The organism is Hansschlegelia zhihuaiae, assembly GCF_004103825.1.
Lineage (GTDB): Bacteria > Pseudomonadota > Alphaproteobacteria > Rhizobiales > Methylopilaceae > Methylopila > Methylopila zhihuaiae.
In genome coordinates this window covers 1-15,442 of the sequence record NZ_RYFI01000005.1, presented here as the reverse complement: position 1 = coordinate 15,442, position 15,442 = coordinate 1, and the positions used below count along the sequence as shown (strand labels likewise).

Below are 15,442 nucleotides of genomic sequence, written 5' to 3'. Positions count from 1 at the left end.
GGCTCGAGCAGCACCGACCCCGCCTCGGCCGCCGCCTCGTTCATGGCGATGCGCGCGGCCGCCTGGAAGGCGGCGTCGGAGGAGTCGACGCTGTGGTAGGAGCCGTCGACGAGCGTCACGGCAAAGTCGACGACGGGAAAGCCCAACGGGCCGCGCTCGGCCCAGGCGCGCGCCCCCGCCTCCACCGACGGGATATACTGTCGCGGCACCGCGCCGCCGACGATCTTGTCCTCGAACACGAAGCCCGCGCCGCGCTCCAGCGGACGGATCTCGATCTTGACGTCGCCGAACTGGCCGTGGCCGCCGCTCTGCTTCTTGTGGCGGCCATGCGCCGAGGCCGGCGCCCGGAAGGTCTCGCTGTAGCCGACCGCCGGCTTTCCGGTCGAGACCGTCACCTGATAGCGGGAGGCGAGCCGCTCCGTCGCGACGCGCAGATGCATCTCGCCGAGCCCGCAGAGCTTGAGCTCGCCGAGATCGGCGCGCTGCTCGACGGAAAGCGACGGATCCTCCTCGCAAAGCTTCGTCAGCGCCGCCGAGAGGCGGACGTCGTCCTTGCGGTCGCGCACCGCGAGCGCGACCGCGTGGACCCTCTCGGGCCGGGCCTCGAGATCGAGCGCCTCGGGCGCGGCGCCGGCCGCGAAGGTCTCGGCCGTCGCGATCGCGTCGAGCCTCAGGAAGCCGGCGACGTCGCCCTCCTCGACGTTCTGGATGCGCGTGGATTGCTCTCCGACCAGCGAGGCGAGACCCGCGATCCTGGACTGTCCGCCGCCAGAGCCCGAGACCGCGTCGCCTTCCCTGAACGCGCCGCGCAGCACGCGCGCGACCGTGACCTTGCCGCCGAAGCTCGGATGCGAGGTCTTGAGCGCATAAGCGAGCGGCGGGCCGTCGTCCGGGACGCCGAGCCGCCGCCGTGTCTCCTTTACGCCCGGCGCCTCGTGGCGGAGCGCCTTGAGGAGACGGGTGACGCCGTTCTCCCGCGTGGCGGAGCCGAGCAGCACCGAGACCGCGTGGCAGTCGCGCAGCTCGCTCGCGAGGTCGGCGAAGACCCGCGGCCGCTCGGGCTCGACCTCCATGATGAGGTCTTCCATCAGCTTGTCGTCGTGGTCGGCGAGGCGCTCCAGCATGTGAAAGCGCTCTTGGCGTTCGCGGTCGAGCTCGCCCTTCGGCAGCTCCACGACCTCACTCTCGCGGCCGTCGCGATAGACGAAGGCGCGCTCCAGCGCGAGGTCGATGAAGCCGACCGCCTGGCCGTCCTTGATCATCGGCAGCTGGCGCAGCATCAGCGGCGCGCGCGACGCCTTCTGGAGCTCGGCGAGCGCCTCGAGCGCGCCTCCGGCCGCGAGGTCGATCTTGTTCAGGAACAGGAGGTGGGGAAGGCCGAGCTCCTCGATCTCGCGCAGGATCAGCCCGAGCGCCGGGATCTTCTTCTCGTCGGCCTCGCACACGACCACGGCGGCGTCGCAGACCGGCAGCGCGACGCTCGTCGCATGGCGGAATTCGACCGAACCGGGGCAGTCCACGAATGTGTATCGGTCGCCGAGGAACTCCGCGGAGGCGACGTTCGCCTCGACGCTCAGGCCATGCGACTTGGCCTCGGGGCTCTGGTCGCCGATCCCCCTGCGGTCGGTCGCGCCGGCGCGGTGGAGGAGGGCCTCGAACAAAGCGGTCTTGCCGCTCTGGAACGGCCCGACCAGGGCGACGCATCGGGGTTGCGCGGTCATGGCGAGCCTCCCTTCCGTCTTTTGACGCGATGCTACGCCGCGTTCTCGGACCGGCCAAAGCCTTTCCCGCAGCGTCGGCCGAAAGGATGAGTCGGGGGCCGCCTCCCGGTGGCGGCCGGCGGAGGCTCCGGCTTATGTTGCAAGTGCGAAACCGGAGGAGCCGTTTGAGCCGTACATTGTTGGTAAATCGAATAAACTTCCGTTTCCTTCAAGCAAGGCACAAGAGTACGAGCGCCGACATATTTAGCGAATTGTTAGTGTGAGGGAGCGCAACCTACCATAGAGAGAACGACGGTCGGGGGCGGCTGTGCAAGGCTTGGGCGGGGAAAAGAACCTTCATTCTCATCTGCTTCTGCTGACGGACGACGTGGAGCGGGAAACGACCTTGCTGCAGACCTTGGCGACCGCCGGCGTCGTCGAGGTGATGGGCGTGACGGGGGACGCGAAGCCGAGGCGCGCGCCGTCCACCGTCGTGGTCGACATCGATCTCCGATGCGAGAAAAGCATCGCGCGACTGCGCGAGATCTTCCGGCGGGACACGCTCGGCTCCGCGGCCCGCATCTTCATGGTGCATCCGGACGATTATCAAGGCGACCGCCAGGCGCGGGCGCTCGGGGCGTCACGGCTGGCGCATCGCCCGCTCGAGCCGCAGCGCCTGCTGCAGATGATGCGGACCGACATGGCGGCCGCGTTCAAGCAGGGTCTCGAACACCATCCGAACCTCGTCCTGGCGAGGGGCCTGCGGTCCGCCCACCGCGTGCTCGATTCGATCTTCGAGGAGATGCCGAAGGGCAGCCTGCTCCACGTGCCCGACGTCCACGACGCCGAGAACGCGGTGCTCGATTCGCTGTCCGACGAGGGCCTGCAGTCGTGGCTCGACGCGGTGAAGACCCATCACAGCAGCAGCTACCGCCACTCGCTGTTCGTCACAGGCTCGGCGATCTCCTTCGCGCAGTTTCTGGGCATGAGCCGGCGGGACCAGCGTCGCGTCGCCCAGGCGGCGCTGCTGCACGATGTCGGGAAAGCCATCGTCCCGCTCGCCATTCTGGACAAGCCCGGCAAGCTTACGCCTGAGGAGTTCGCCGAGATCCGGAAGCATCCGCGTTTCGGCTACGACATGCTGGGGCGCTGCCCCGGATTTCCGGCCGAGACGCTCGACGCCGTGCTGCACCATCACGAATATCTCGACGGCACGGGCTATCCGGACGGGCTTTCGGGCCGCGAGATCAAGGATCTCGTCCGCATCATCACAATCGCCGACATCTTCTCCGCGCTCGTGGAGGAGCGCGCCTATAAGCGCGCGATGACCTTCGAGGAGGCGCTCCGCATCATGGGCGAGATGGGGCCGAGGCTCGACGCCGACCTGCTGCGCGTATTCGGCGAGATGATCGCAGGCCAGGAAGCGAAGCTCAGGGTGGCGTGACGCGCCGGCCGATGCCGCGCTTTCAGTGATAGCCCTCGCCCTCGCGCACCTTGCCGCGGAAGATCCAGTACACGAACGCCGTGTAGCCGAGGATGATCGGGAACAGCACGATCACGCCGGCGCCGAGGAAGATCTGCGACTCCGGCGCGGCCGCCGCGTCCCAGAAGGTGATGTGGGACGGCACGAGATACGGATAGGTCGAGATCGCGAGGCCGATGAAGCCGAGCAGGAACAGCGCGATGGAGCCCGCGAACGGCCCGATCTCGCGGCGCTCCTCGAGCCCCCTCCCGACATAGTAGGCGGCCGCGAGGGTGAGCAGCGGCACCGGCGCGAGGAACAGCACGTTCGGCAGCGAGAACCAGCGCTCCCAGATCCGGTCGATCGCGAGCGGCGTCCAGAGGCTGACGAGGCCCATGGCGATCAGCATCGCGAACAGCAGAGGGACGGCCTGCCGGCGCGAGCGCTCGGCGACCTCGCCGTCGGTCTTCATGTGCAGCCAGGTCGCGCCGAGCAGGGCGTAGCCGAGCGTGACCCCGACGCCGCAGAGCAGGCTGAACGGCGTGAGCCAGTCGAGCGCGCCGCCTGCGAATTGCGGACCGACGCCCGGCTGGACCTGGACGTCGATGCCCTGGATCAGGCCGCCGAGGATCAGACCCTGGCAGAACGCCGCGACGATCGAGCCGCCCGCGAAGGCGACGTTCCAGACTCCCTTGCTGGGCTTCGCCACCCAGCGGAATTCGAACGACACGCCGCGGAAGATCAGCGCGAGCAGCATGACGATCACCGGCAGATAGAGCGCCGGCATGATCACGGCGTAGGCCTTGGGGAACGCGACCCACAGGCCGCCGCCGCCGAGCACCAGCCAGGTCTCGTTGCCGTCCCAGAAGGGGGCGACCGTGTTCATCATCTGGTCGCGCTCCCGCTCGTTCTCGGTGAACGGAAACAGGATGCCGATGCCGAGGTCGAAGCCGTCGAGGATGACGTACATCGCGACGGCCGCGCCGATGATCCAGGCCCAGACGAGGGGGAGATACCATTCCATGGTCTAGCGCCCCCTCACCGCGCCGGCTCCATCGCGCCGCGCGCGGCGTCGCCTGCGGCCGACAACGGGCGGTTGGGCGCGCCGGAGCGCGGCGGCGCGAGGACCGACGGGTCGGGCCCGCGGTTGATCAGCCGGTTGATGTAGTAGACGCCCATCGAGAACACGACGCAGTAGACCGCGACGAACAGCGCGAGCGAGACCGCGAGGCTCGCGGCCGAGACCGGCGAGGCGGCGTCTACGGTCTTCAGCACGCCGTGCACGACCCAGGGTTGACGGCCCTGTTCGGTGACGATCCAGCCCGACAGGATCGCCACGAAGCCGAGCGGCCACAGGAAGGACGCGCCGTGCTGGAACCAGCGCGCCTCCCAGATCTCGTCGCGCCACCACAGATATGCGCCGACGACCCCGGTCACGATGAATAGCAGCCCGATCGCGACCATCAGGCGGAAGCCGAAATAGACGCCGATCAGCGGCGGCCGCTCCTCCTTGGGGAAGTCGAGCAGGCCCTTGATCCGGCCGTCCCAGTCATGGGTCAGGATGAGGCCCGAGAGATGCGGGATCGCGAGGTCGAAATCGTTGCGCTCGGTCTCGGCGTTCGGCCAGGCGATCAGCGACAGCGCGACAGGCTCCGAGCCATCCCAATGCCCCTCCATGGCCGCGACCTTGGCGGGCTGGTGCTCGAGCGTGTTGAGACCGTGCGCGTCGCCGATGAAGGCCTGCAGCGGCGCGACCACGAGGATCATGCCGATCGCCATCTTGACCATGGTGCGGGCGTCTTCGACGAACTTGGCCTGGAGCAGATAGCGGCAGCCGACCGACAGCACCACGACCGCCGTGGTGAGGTAGGCGGCCGTCATCATGTGGGCAAAGCGATAGGGGAAGGACGGGTTGAAGATGACCTCCACCCAGTCGACCGGGTAGGCGATTCCGTCCCGCATCTCGAAGCCGGCCGGCGTGTGCATCCAGCTGTTGGCCGACAGGATCCAGAAGCCCGAGATCGCGGTGCCGAACGCGACCACGCAGGCCGAGGTCACATGCAGCCAGGGCGGCACCCGCTCCCAGCCGAACAGCATGATGCCGAGAAAGGTCGCCTCCAGAAAGAATGCGGTCAGCACCTCGTAGCCGATCAGCGGTCCGATGACGTTGCCCACGACCTCGGAGAACCGGCTCCAATTGGTGCCGAATTGGTAGGAGAGCACGATCCCCGAGACCACGCCCATCGCGAACGAGACCGCGAAGATCTTGGTCCAGAAGCGCGCAAGCCGGTGGTAGCGCTCGGCCCCGGTGTTGAACCAGAGCACGAGCAGCGTCGCCACATAGGCCGAGATGCCGATGGAGAACGCCGGGAAGACGATGTGGAACGAGACCGTGAAGGCGAACTGGATTCGGGCCAGGATGTTGGCGTCGAGTTCCATTTCGTGTCCCCCAGACGGGCTGCGCGGCGCCTCCGCCCCGGTTCGGCGGCGACCAAGTTCGGAGCGTTTATAAAGCCGGCGCGCGCTCGAACATAGGGCGCGCCCTTCGAATGATCGTTTGGAGGCGCGGTCACGAACGCGTTTCCGCGGCGCGCGCCGCGCGCTATCTCTCGCCCGGGGCCTGCCGAGGACGCGCGATGCGCTGGGACGATTTCCGCCGAAGCGAAAATGTCGACGACGTGCGCGACGAGGGCGGGGGCGGCGGCTTCCGCTTCCCGGGCGGCGGAGGCGGCATCGGAATCGGCGGACTGATCGTGGTCGGCCTGATCTCCTGGGCGCTCGGCCTCGACCCGCGGCTGATCCTCGCCGGACTCGAGGCCGTCCAGGGCGGCGGCTCAGGCTATGAGCAGCAGGACCGGCCGCAGGGTCAGCGGCGCGAGCTTTCGGCCGAGGAGCAGCGGCAGGGCGAGTTCGTGCGCGCGGTGCTGGCCCAGACCGAGGACGTCTGGACCGAGATCTTCCGTGAGCAGGGCTCGCAGTACCGCGCGCCGCGGCTCACTCTGTTCAGCGGCACGACCCGCTCGGCCTGCGGGCGCGCGGTCTCGGCCATGGGGCCGTTCTACTGCCCGGACGATCAGCGCGTGTATCTCGACACCGAGTTCTTCGACGAGCTCGCCCAGAAGCTTCGCTCGCCCGGCGACTTCGCGCGCGCCTATGTCATCGCCCACGAGATCGGCCACCATGTCCAGAACCTGATCGGGGTGATGGACAAGGCTCAAGGCGCCCGCGAGCGCGCGCGCTCGGAGGAGGAGTCGAACGCGATCTCGGTCCGGATCGAACTGCAGGCCGACTGCCTCGCGGGCGTCTGGGCGAACCGCGCCGACGCCAAGTTCAACATCCTCGAGCGGGGCGACGTCGACAGCGCGCTCAGGGCCGCGAGCGAGATCGGCGACGACAAGCTGCAGCGCCGCGCCGGCGGCGAGGTGGTGCCGGACAGCTTCACGCACGGCTCCTCGGCCCAGCGCACGCAGTGGTTCCGCACCGGGCTCGACAGCGGCGACATGCGCAAGTGCAACACGTTCGGAGGCGGGCGGCTGTAGCGGCGCTGCGGGTCGAACTCGCCCGTGTCTCCGTCATGCCCGGCGGAGCCGGGCGTCCACGACTTTCTGAGATCCTCGAGTTCGACGTCCAAGTCGTGGATGCCCGCGCGAAGGCGCGGGCATGACGTGGCGGTTCACTGCGAGCCTCACGGACCAGACGAATCAAGCCGCGCTGAGAAACATCTCGTAGGCCTTGTTCCTGGTCTCGTCCTCATAGGGGTAGCCGAGAGCCGTGATCTTCTCTTCGAGGCGCGCGCGGTCCGGCGGCGGGACCTGCAGGCCGACCAGCACGCGGCCGTAATCCGCGCCGTGGTTGCGGTAGTGGAACAGGGTGATGTTCCAGTCCGTGCCGACCGCATCGAGGAAGCCGAGCAGGGCGCCCGGGCGCTCCGGAAACTCGAAGCGCAGGACGACCTCGTCCGCGATGCCGTGCGAGCGGCCGCCGACCATGTAGCGGATGTGGAGCTTGGCGGTCTCGTCGGCGCTGATGTCGAGCACCAAATAGCCAGCCGCCTCCAGGGAGGCGATCAGCTCCGGCTTCTCCCTTGTGGCGTCCAGGAGCTTCAGGCCGACGAAGACGTGGGCGGCCGCCGATCCGGCGTATCGGTAGTTGAACTCGGTGATGACGCGGCCGCCGATCATCTCGATGAAGCGGCGGTAGCTGCCGCGCTGCTCGGGGATCGTGACCGCGAGCAGGATCTCCCGTGTCTCGCCGACCTCCGCCCGCTCGGCCACGTGGCGGAGCCGGTCGAAGTTCATGTTGGCGCCGCTGTTGATCGCGACCAGCGCGCCGCGCTGCGCGCCGCCGCGGGCCGCATAGGCCTTGAGGCCGGCGAGCGACAGGGCGCCGGCCGGCTCGGCGAGCACGCGGGTGTCCTCGAAGATGTCCTTCACGGCGGCGCACATGGCGTCGGTGTCGGCGGTTAGCACCTCGTCCAGCAGGTCGCGGCACAGCCGGAACGTCTCCTCGCCCGCCTGCCGGACGGCGACGCCGTCCGCGAACAGTCCGACGCGCGGCAGAACCACGCGCCGGCCGGCTTCGAGCGCGGCTTTCATCGACGCCGCGTCGGTCGGTTCGACGCCGATGACCTTGATGTCGGGGCGCAGATATTTGACGTAGGACGCGACGCCGGCCGCGAGGCCGCCGCCGCCGATCGGCACGAACAGGGCCTCGATCGGCCCCGGATGGTCCTGCAGGATCTCGACCCCGATCGTGCCCTGTCCGGCGATCACGTCCGGATCGTCGTATGGGTGGATGAACGTCATGCCCCGTTCTGCGCCGACGGAGCGCGCAAACGCATAGGCGTCGTCGAACGTGTCGCCGTGCAGCAGGACCTCGCCGCCGAGATGGCGCACGGCGTCGATCTTGATGAGCGGGGTCGTCACGGGCATCACGATCAGGGCTTCGACGCCGAGGCGCCGCCCGGCGAGCGCCACGCCCTGCCCGTGATTGCCGGCTGACGCGCAGACGACGCCGGCCCTGCGGCCGTCCTCCGAGAGCCGGGCGATCTTGTTGTAGGCGCCGCGGATCTTGAACGAGAAGATCGGCTGCAGATCCTCGCGCTTCAGCAGGACGTTCCGGCCCAGCCGCGCCCCGAGCCGGACCATGGCGTTGAGCGGCGTGCGCGTCGCGACGTCGTAGACGCGCGCGTTCAGGATCTCGCGGACGTAGTCCATGCGGTTGGCTCCTCGATCGGCCGCTCGGGCCGTCGACCCGTTTAACCGCATCCGGCCTCGCGCCGCGACGGGTTTGACGCCGGGGAGGTGGCCTGCGCGCTTGTCGCGGCGGGAGACGATCGCGTGGCCGGTCGGAGGAGGAGACTCGATCTCGGTTCGGATCGAAACGACGGGCGCGTCACACGGCGTTGTCATAGGCTCTACGCAAGTTCACGGATTAACTTCTGCGGCGGCGAGCAGTATCGTCGCGCATTGTTCTTGCGGTCCCCGCCGAGCGGTCCGCGAGACGGTCGGTGGGAGGCTGACGATGGGCGTGTGGACTGGAAACCGCTACATCGGCGACGCGACCGACGAGACGATCCAGGGTAGCGACGCCGACGAGTGGATCACCGCCGGTGGAGGCACCGACCTCGTTCTGGCCGGGGGCGGCTACGATTCAATCCATGGTGACTCCGCCGACACCGTGCTCGGCGGCGCGGGAGACGATTCCATCTCTGGGGTCGGCACAGTCGTGGCCGGCGCCGGAAACGACGTCATCTATAGCGGCCGTACGATCGAGGCCGGCGCCGGAAACGACTTCATCTACGGAGGCGTCACGGTCAAGGCCGGCGCCGGAGACGACGACATCCTTTCTGTCGGCACGGCCGAGGGAGGAGCCGGAAATGACTCCATTTCAGGGAGCGGCTCCGATGTTTGGCTGAAGGGCGATGCAGGCGACGACTGGTTGCGTGGAGGGGGCCGCGACTTGCTCGAAGGCGGCAAAGGCCGCGACACGATCGAGGGAAATCCCAGCCCCGGCTCGGGCGCCGACACGATGCTCGGCGGAGCGGGAGACGACGTCCTCAGCAAGGTGTCGGCGGGCTCGATCGTCGACGGCGGCGTGGGGGAGGGCGACCTCGTGGTGCTGGGCGAGTTCGTCGACCGCAACTCGACCGTCGCCTACAGCTTCGGGCTCGTGCAGGGGGGCAGCCACATTCGGGCCAACGGGGTGGACTTCGCGCTGGTCAGGGGGGTCGAACAGGTCCAGATCTTCGGCGCCGCCGCGGGAGACTCCTTCGTCGGCGGGACCCTCGGCGACCTGCTGGTCGGGTTTGCGGGCGACGACACTCTGCGCGGCGGCGGCGGCGGCGACAGCCTCGACGGCGGCGTCGGCGTCCAGTCGATCGACGGCGGCGACGGGGACGACGCCGTCTCCTTCGATCTCTCGGCCGCGACCGAGGATCTCTCGCTGGCGGTCGGCGACCGCGATCTCGGCCCATACGGGCTGCTGAGGAGCGTCGAACGCTTCGCGGACGTCCGTCTCGGCTCGGGCGACGACACAGTCGTGGGCGGCGACGGCGACGACATGGTCAATGCGGGCGGCGGCGCCGATCAGGTCGCGGGCGGCGACGGCGACGACATTCTCGTCCATGAGATCGCCGAAGACGAGACGAACGACTTCTTATTGAACAGCTTCGACGGCGGCGAGGGGATCGACACGCTCGGGATCACGATCGCCAGTTACAACGGACCGCTCCAGGTCGTGGTCGGCGAAACCATGCTGGTGAGGCTCGGCGGCGCGGCGATCGTGAGCGCGACGTCCATGGAAGCGCTGAAGATATCGGTCGCGAGCGCGGCCGATAACAGCGTCGTGGGGCGGCGTTTATGCGGACGACGTCGAACTGGACGACGGCGACGACTATGTGGACCTGAGGGACGGCGACGACCGCATCGTGCTGGGCGCCGGCGTCGACACCGCGGAGGGCGGCGCGGGCGATGACGATGTGAGCTTCGTCCTTGGCGGAGCGGACGAAATCGACGCCGGCGAGGGCGACGACACGGTGCGTGTGGAAGGTCAGCCCGATCTCTCGCCCGACGATGGCTCCGCCATGGTCGAGGGCGGCGACGGCTTCGACACGCTCGTGATCAAGACGGCCTGGTCAGGCCGCGAGGTCACCCCGGATGTCGTTTTCGATGGCGAGACGTTGACCTATGACGGTTATGTGGCGGTCGTTTCGGGCTTCGAGAAGGTTCAATATCTCGGATCCGGGAACTTCACTGGCTCCGCGCTCGACGAACATTTCGCTCTGGGAGACGGCGTAAACGTGGTCAACGCCGGCGCAGGCGACGACACCGTGTCGTGGTGGTGGGGAGCCCAGCTCGACGGCGGCGACGGGATCGACACCCTCGATTTCAGGAGCGGTCCCACCCAGATCATGTCCACGTTGAGGGGGCCCGACCCCGCTGCATTGTTCGGATGGGGTGGCGACGACTGGTGGGGCGGCAGTCAAGCGAAGAACTTCGAGGATGTCATCGGCAGCGGAGGTGACGACATCTTCGTCGGCCGCAACGCGAGCAACGTCTTCGACGGCTGGCTCGGCGACGATACGCTGCAGGGCTATGACGGCGACGACCGGCTGATCGGCAATATCGGCGCGGACAGCCTGTTCGGCGGCTATGACGACGACACGTTGGTCGGTTCGGTGCCCGACAACACGTCCTACAATCCGGGGATGTTTGGCGGCGTCGAGAGCGCTAGGGACACGCTTGACGGCGGTATTGGGGTCGACACCGCCGACTATTCGGACGCCAGCACCAAGATCGTGGTGACGCTCGACGGCGCCAACACCGTCTTCGTGACGGAGAAGGGCGCCGGCGTCGACAGCATGCGCAATGTCGAGAACGTCGTCGGCGGCTCGGCCGGCGACAGGCTGACGGGCGACGACCTCGCCAACGCGCTCTCGGGCGGGCTCGGCGACGACACGCTGACCGGCCGCGGCGGCGACGACACGCTGACCGGCGGGGAGGGCGCGGACCAGTTCGTGCTGTTCTTCGGACCCGGGGTCGGCGGCGCGGACGTCGTCGACGACTTCACGATCGGCGTCGACGTGCTCCATCTTGCGGGCAAGAAGTTCAAGGAGCTCCCGAACGGCGCGCTGGACGCGGCGGCGTTCCGCTCGAGCGCCGACGGCGTCGCGCAGGACGACGACGACCGGGTCATCTACGAGACCGACACCGGCCTGCTGACCTACGACCGCAACGGCGTCGAGGCCGGCGGCGTCACGGTCATCGCCATGCTCGACGCGGGGCTCGCGCTCGGCGCCGACGATTTCCGCGTGGTGTAAAGGGCGAAACCGCCGCGCCGGACCGTGGTCCTCGGATCAGGCCCATGTCGAACACAGTCGATTTGCGAGGGGTTGAAGCGACGACTTGCTGGTTTGTCTTCGAGGCGTCGTCTAAAGTCTTTCCAGCATCGATAAACGGCCCACGCTGGCCGCGCCAGCTCCGCGGTCGTCCAAGAAAAGTCATCGCCCGCCGAACTTCCTTTCGGCGATTAACGGAGGTCCGACGATGGGCGTGTGGACTGGAAACCGCTACATCGGCGACGCAAGCGACGAGACCGTCCAAGGCGGCGACGCCGCCGAGCACATCTACGTCAACGGCGGAGGCGCAGACCTCGTCATGGCGGGCGGCGGCGCCGACACTGTCGCTGGCGACGCGTCCGACACCGTGTTCGGCGGCTCAGGCGCCGACTCCATCATAGGAGGCGGCACGGTCGAGGCTGGCGGCGGAAACGACACAATCCGGAACGCTCGTATGGTCAAGGCGGGCGCGGGAGACGACGTCATCGACGGGATCGACGATCGTTCCCAGAATGCGCCCGGCGACTCGCTCAAGGGCGATGGCGGCGACGACAGCATAAGGGGGGTCAGCGGCCGCGATCGGCTGGAGGGCGGCAGGGGTCACGACACGATCGAAGGCAATTCGAGGGACGACGGCAGCGGCAGCTACAACTCGGGCGCCGACACGATGCTCGGCGGAGCGGGAGACGACGTCATCAGCAAGATGTCGCTGAAGGCGGAGGGCTCGGTGGTCGACGGCGGAGCGGGCGAGCGCGATCTCCTGGTGCTCGGAGAGTTCGTCGATCGCGCCTCGACGGTCGCCTACAGCTTCGGGCTCGTGCGGGGCGGAAGCCACATCCGGGCTGACGGCGACGACGTCGCGCTGGTCAAGCAGGTCGAGCAGGTCCAGATTTTCGGCGCAGCCGCGAACGATTACTTCGCCGGCGGCGATCTCGGCGATCTGCTGATCGGTTACGCCGGGAACGACACTCTGCTCGGCCGCGGCGGCGACGACACGATCGACGGCGGCGTCGGCGTCCAGTCGATCGACGGCGGCGACGGCGACGACACCGTCTCCTTCGATCTCTCGATCGCGACCGCGGATCTATCCCTGGCGGTCGGCGACAGCGATCTCGGCGCATACGGCCTGTTGAGGAGCGTCGAGCGCTTCGCCAATGTCCGTCTCGGCTCGGGCGACGACACGGTCGTGGGCGGCGGCAGCGGCGAGATCATCGATGTGGGCTCCGGCGCCAATCAGGTCGCGGGCGGCGGCGGCGACGACACCCTCGTCTATGCGCTCGCCGAACACGAGACCTACGATTTCTCGCTGAACGCCTTCGACGGCGGCGAGGGGGTCGACACGCTCGGGATCACGCTCGCGAGCTACAATGGCTCGCTGCAGGTCGTGCTCGGCGAGAACATGCTGGCGAGGCTCGGCGGCGCGGAGTTCATCTCGGCGACCGGCATGGAGGCGCTGAAGGTGTCGGTGGCAGGCGCGGCCGACAACACTGTGGTGGGCGGCGTCTATGCGGACGACGTCGAACTCGGCGGCGGCGACGACTACGTTGATCTGCGGGAGGGCGACGACCGCATCGTGCTGGGCGCCGGCGTCGACACCGCGGAGGGCGGCGCAGGCGCCGACGACATAAGCCTGGCCCTTGGCGGGGCCGACGAGGTTGACGCCGGCGCCGGCGACGACGTGGTTCGTCTGGAGATTCGACCGGGCCTTCTAGCCGGCGACCCCGCCCTGATCGAGGGCGGCGAAGGCTTCGACACGCTCTTGATCACCGAGGCGAGTCCGGGCCTTGAAGACGGGGCGAGCGTTTCGTTCGATGGCGAAACCCTGACCTATGGCGGCCATGTGGCGATCGTTTCGAGCTTCGAGAGCATTCGCTATCTCGGGTCCGGTCGCTCGTCGAGCTTCACCGGCTCCGATCTCGACGAAGACATTCGCATGGGATTTGGCAATGACGTGGTTGACGCCGGGGCGGGCGACGACACCGTGTCGGGAGGACCAGTTCATTCATATGGAGACTATAGCCCGGATCGCGACACGCTCGACGGCGGAGACGGGATCGACACCCTCGATTTTCGGAACACCGGTTACTTCATACGGTCTGTCCTCATGGGTTCCGGCATCACGGGCGTGTTCTTCTATGACGACATATACCACCACTGGATATCCGCTGATGAGGTCATGAACTTCGAGAATATCATCGGGGGTGTTTTAGACGACAATTTCACCGGCCGGAACGCGAGCAACGTCCTGGACGGCTGGCTCGGAAACGACAAGCTGAACGGCTATGACGGCGAAGACACGCTGATCGGCAATTACGGGGCGGACAGCCTGTTCGGCGGTTATGACGACGACACGCTGGTCGGAGCCGTTTCCGGCGAGCCAGACATGGCCTTTGGCGCGCTCGCCAAGGACACGCTCGACGGCGGCAACGGGATCGACACGGCCGATTATTCGGACGCCAGCACCAAGATCGTGGCCGCGCTCGACGGCGCCAACACCGTCTTCGTGACGGAGAAGGGCGCCGGCGCCGACAGCATGCGCAACGTCGAGAACGTCGTCGGCGGCTCGGCCGGCGACAAGCTGACGGGCGACGACCTCGCCAACGCGCTCTCGGGCGGGCTTGGCGACGACACGCTGACCGGCCGCGGCGGCGACGACACGCTGACCGGCGGGGAGGGCGCGGACCAGTTCGTGCTGGTCTTCGGACCCGGGGTCGGCGGCGCGGACGTCGTCGACGACTTCACGATCGGCGTCGACGTGCTCCACCTTGCGGGCAAGAAGTTCAAGGAGCTCCCGAACGGCGCGCTCGACCCCGCGGCGTTCCGCTCGAGCGCCGACGGCGTCGCCGCGGACGACGACGACCGCGTGATCTACGAGACCGACACCGGCCTCCTGACCTACGACCGCAACGGCGTCCAGGCCGGCGGCGTCACGCTCATCGCCATGCTGGACGCGGGCCTCGCGCTCGGCGCCGACGAGTTCCGCGTGGTGTGAGGGTGAGGCGGCGTCGAAGCCTACGCAGGTTCGCGGGTTAACTTGTACGCCAGCGAACAGTACCGCCATGCGATGCATTGCAGTCATCGCCGAGCACTTCGCGTCAGCGGCTTCAGCGGCCAAGATGGGAGTCGACAATGGGTTACTGGGACGGGAACCGCTACATCGGCGATGCAAGCCGCGAGACTGTCGTAGGTGGCGACGCCGCCGAGCACATCAGCACTGCTGATGGCGGTGACTGGGTCGACGCCGGCGCGGGTGATGACACGGTTTGGGGTGGCTGGAGCCGTGACACCCTGGATGGCGGCGAGGGGTTCGACACCCTTGATTACCGCGATGAGCCGGTCCCTCTTCAGGCTGTGTTGAGAGGCCCCGAAGACGCCGTGGTCTTCGGAATGGATCCTTTCGATCCCGATGATATAATGTATCGTATCGACAGGGTCATAAACTTTGAGAACGTTATTGGCTCCAAGTATAGCGACGCTTTCGTCGGCAGAATCGCGAGCAACGTCTTTGACGGCTGGCTCGGGAACGACACGCTGACCGGCTATGACGGCGAGGACACGCTGATCGGCAACTATGGCGCCGACAGCCTGTTCGGCGGCTATGACGACGACACGCTGGTCGGGTCGGTGGCCGACAACACGTCTTACGATCCGGACATGACCGGCGGGGCCGAGGCTTCAAGCGACACGCTCGACGGCGGAAACGGGATCGACACGGCGAACTATTCGGACGCCAGCACAAGGGTTGTGGTCAGGCTCGACGGCGCCAACCTCGTCTTGGTGAAGGAGGAGGGCGCCGGCGTCGACAGCATGATGAACGTCGAGAACGTCATCGGCGGCGCGGCCGGCGACAGGCTGACGGGCGACGATCTCGCCAACGCGCTGTCCGGCGGGCTAGGGTCTGTACCCAATAGATTTGCGGTGTGGACTGCGTGCTGATTCAAG

At 67.8% G+C, this 15,442-nt stretch carries 9 protein-coding genes and 1 pseudogene; 6 read left to right on the top strand and 4 right to left on the bottom strand.

Annotation, left to right across the window (positions count from 1 at the left end; translation table 11 throughout):
* Nucleotides 1-1,661: pseudogene (locus EK403_RS06665) on the bottom strand (elongation factor G); the annotation flags it as partial.
* A gap of 445 nt (nucleotides 1,662-2,106) precedes the next feature.
* Here EK403_RS06665 and EK403_RS06660 point away from each other — a divergent pair.
* Complete coding sequence (locus tag EK403_RS06660; RefSeq protein WP_128776725.1) at nucleotides 2,107-3,144, top strand: HD-GYP domain-containing protein; 1,038 nt, start codon at nucleotides 2,107-2,109, stop codon at nucleotides 3,142-3,144.
* Nucleotides 3,145-3,166: 22 nt separating this feature from the next.
* Here the strand turns inward: EK403_RS06660 and cydB are convergent, their stop codons facing one another.
* The gene (gene cydB, locus EK403_RS06655) at nucleotides 3,167-4,186 is read right to left on the bottom strand and encodes a cytochrome d ubiquinol oxidase subunit II (protein WP_128776724.1); all 1,020 of its coding nucleotides are present in this window, start codon (nucleotides 4,184-4,186) and stop codon (nucleotides 3,167-3,169) included.
* Between the two features lie 14 nt (nucleotides 4,187-4,200).
* Nucleotides 4,201-5,601: a cytochrome ubiquinol oxidase subunit I gene (locus EK403_RS06650; protein ID WP_128776723.1), complete on the bottom strand. Its 1,401-nt coding sequence runs from the start codon at nucleotides 5,599-5,601 to the stop codon at nucleotides 4,201-4,203.
* A 197-nt stretch (nucleotides 5,602-5,798) separates the two neighbouring features.
* Here EK403_RS06650 and ypfJ point away from each other — a divergent pair, with 197 nt between their 5' ends.
* Entirely contained in the window at nucleotides 5,799-6,701 is a 903-nt protein-coding gene (gene ypfJ / locus EK403_RS06645; protein WP_128776722.1) for a KPN_02809 family neutral zinc metallopeptidase, read from the top strand.
* Nucleotides 6,702-6,863: 162 nt separating this feature from the next.
* Here ypfJ and ilvA read toward each other — a convergent pair whose 3' ends face one another.
* Nucleotides 6,864-8,429: a threonine ammonia-lyase, biosynthetic gene (gene ilvA, locus EK403_RS06640; protein WP_128776721.1), complete on the bottom strand. Its 1,566-nt coding sequence runs from the start codon at nucleotides 8,427-8,429 to the stop codon at nucleotides 6,864-6,866.
* A 256-nt stretch (nucleotides 8,430-8,685) separates the two neighbouring features.
* On the opposite strand from ilvA, the gene EK403_RS06635 reads away from it, so the two are divergent.
* The 4 genes from EK403_RS06635 (at nucleotide 8,686) to EK403_RS06620 (ending at nucleotide 15,436) form a co-directional block, all read left to right on the top strand.
* Nucleotides 8,686-10,137 carry a calcium-binding protein gene (locus EK403_RS06635; RefSeq protein WP_164919519.1) on the top strand — a complete coding sequence of 484 codons (1,452 nt, stop codon included), beginning with the start codon at nucleotides 8,686-8,688 and terminating at the stop codon, nucleotides 10,135-10,137.
* Complete coding sequence (locus EK403_RS06630; RefSeq protein ID WP_128776719.1) at nucleotides 10,061-11,482, top strand: calcium-binding protein; 1,422 nt, start codon at nucleotides 10,061-10,063, stop codon at nucleotides 11,480-11,482. The genes EK403_RS06635 and EK403_RS06630 overlap by 77 nt, the downstream gene beginning before the upstream one ends.
* Nucleotides 11,483-11,708: 226 nt before the next feature.
* Entirely contained in the window at nucleotides 11,709-14,492 is a 2,784-nt protein-coding gene (locus tag EK403_RS06625) for a calcium-binding protein (RefSeq protein WP_128776718.1), read from the top strand.
* A gap of 137 nt (nucleotides 14,493-14,629) precedes the next feature.
* A complete protein-coding gene (locus tag EK403_RS06620; protein ID WP_128776717.1) occupies nucleotides 14,630-15,436 on the top strand; it encodes a calcium-binding protein in 807 nt (268 codons plus the stop codon).
* Nucleotides 15,437-15,442: the final 6 nt, after the last annotated feature.

Bases quoted from the DNA above. Each gene is read 5' to 3' on its own strand.
- cydB (WP_128776724.1), bottom strand. From the start codon at position 4,186: ATGGAATGGTATCTCCCCCTCGTCTGGGCCTGGATCATCGGCGCGGCC.
- EK403_RS06650 (WP_128776723.1), bottom strand. From the start codon at position 5,601: ATGGAACTCGACGCCAACATCCTGGCCCGAATCCAGTTCGCCTTCACG.
- ypfJ (WP_128776722.1), top strand. From the start codon at position 5,799: ATGCGCTGGGACGATTTCCGCCGAAGCGAAAATGTCGACGACGTGCGC.
- ilvA (WP_128776721.1), bottom strand. From the start codon at position 8,429: ATGCGGTTAAACGGGTCGACGGCCCGAGCGGCCGATCGAGGAGCCAAC.
- EK403_RS06635 (WP_164919519.1), top strand. From the start codon at position 8,686: ATGGGCGTGTGGACTGGAAACCGCTACATCGGCGACGCGACCGACGAG.
- EK403_RS06625 (WP_128776718.1), top strand. From the start codon at position 11,709: ATGGGCGTGTGGACTGGAAACCGCTACATCGGCGACGCAAGCGACGAG.
- EK403_RS06620 (WP_128776717.1), top strand. From the start codon at position 14,630: ATGGGTTACTGGGACGGGAACCGCTACATCGGCGATGCAAGCCGCGAG.